Origin of the sequence: Vibrio sp. J1-1 (genome assembly GCF_021728395.1) — a bacterium.
Classification (GTDB): domain Bacteria; phylum Pseudomonadota; class Gammaproteobacteria; order Enterobacterales; family Vibrionaceae; genus Vibrio.
The window spans coordinates 1-1,456 of record NZ_JAKKCM010000046.1; the positions used below are offsets into that span (position 1 = coordinate 1).

The window sequence follows — 1,456 nt, forward strand, 5'->3', positions numbered from 1 at the left end:
GTCCACCGACTATTTGATACTCAACACCCTCACCATCCAAGATCCCTTTGAGCCAATTCAAGGCTACTTTCACTTTCTCACTCATCTAGTTCCCTTAGCTGGATTTTGCCCTGCGCCATAACGCCGCATTAAGTGGTGAGCAACGCAGACCACCGAACCTAAAGCATTGTGCCGTAAACACTAAAGTTGAAGCAAACCTAAAATGCCGAGCGTTGGGAATCCGTCTTAAATGCTTTGTTAAATTGCTCACATATTTGAATATAAATCAGTAGCATATAATTGAATTACCGTCCACCATCCCAATGTTATTATTTGTAGCCCAAAAGAGGAAAATGCTATGGATAACGATAAAATTATGAAAGCACTTTTTGCCCAGCAAAGAGCGCAAATACTACATATAAAGCAACTTACTCCAGATCTATTACCTAATTCATATGTTTACGCATGGATGAATGGACTCTATCCGTTTTTCCACGATGGCGATGATAGTGTCCCTGATTATCCACATGAGAACTTCACTGAACATTTTAAAGTTTCAGCCGAGTTTGGCATGGAAGTGATCAAATACTTAGACAACCTCTGGCTTAAAGATAAATCTCCTACTTTCTACGAATTAGAAGATCAATTCGGTGGCAAAGATGCTCGAGTCGAGCTTCTGCATATTTGTCATTACGCATATTTAGATGGGCGTTTTGATGACCGCTTATGGAATGCGCTACTTACAAAAATGCAACATCCATCAGAAGCAAGTCTAATCACCTCTGAATTTACTGAGGATGACCTCTACATTCTGTAAACATGTGTGAATTACTGCCACTTTTTAATATGAGTGGCAGCCTTGACGAGCAATTTAACGCTGCGTTAAGTAGTGAGCAATATGCCACCTAACTTAAACCATTGTGCCGTAAACACTAAATTCAAAGCAAACCAAAAATGCCTAGCGTTGCGAATCTGCCTTAAACGCCTTGTTAGTTGCCATTCTACACCTATGATTTCCCGTTCATTTCCACTTTGCCAACACCGTTTTTTTGAGCGCTTTGAAAAACTTAAATCAGGCGCAGTTTTAAAGCGCCTGTCACTGAAACCACTTGGAATTAGCAACGCCGTAGAAAACTGACTAAAAGCACCAAAAAGACCTTTTGGAAAGACAATGTCACAAAGCTGATTTTCAACGAGTACATTCGCGTCTGAAACGGCAAAACAAAGCCACAATATTAAAAAATCGAACGCAACTTCAGCAAACTAGATCATAGAGACAAATCTGAGCACAATTGCACGATTCATTAGCCTTAAATTTTCTGCCCTAGCTGCGTTTTTCTCGCTGGCAACTAACGCCCTGTTAAGGTGTGAGCAACGCAATATCGAAGCTCCCGCATACCACCGTAAACACTGAACGTAACGCATAGTAAAAATGCCACGCGTTGCGAATCACTCTTAAACAGTTTGTTAGCTTTTT

General features: G+C 40.7%; 1 protein-coding gene and 1 pseudogene. One reads left to right on the forward strand and one right to left on the reverse strand.

Annotated features, from left to right (window positions below):
* Nucleotides 1–85: pseudogene (locus L3V31_RS21945) on the reverse strand (MazG-related protein); the annotation flags it as partial.
* A 252-nt stretch (nt 86–337) separates the two neighbouring features.
* Here L3V31_RS21945 and L3V31_RS21950 point away from each other — a divergent pair.
* The gene (locus L3V31_RS21950; protein WP_237319344.1) at nt 338–796 is read left to right on the forward strand and encodes a hypothetical protein; all 459 of its coding nucleotides are present in this window, start codon (nt 338–340) and stop codon (nt 794–796) included.
* Nucleotides 797–1,456: the final 660 nt, after the last annotated feature.

Excerpts from the sequence above, each read along its gene's own strand:
- L3V31_RS21950 (WP_237319344.1), top strand. The coding sequence starts at position 338 with ATGGATAACGATAAAATTATGAAAGCACTTTTTGCCCAGCAAAGAGCG.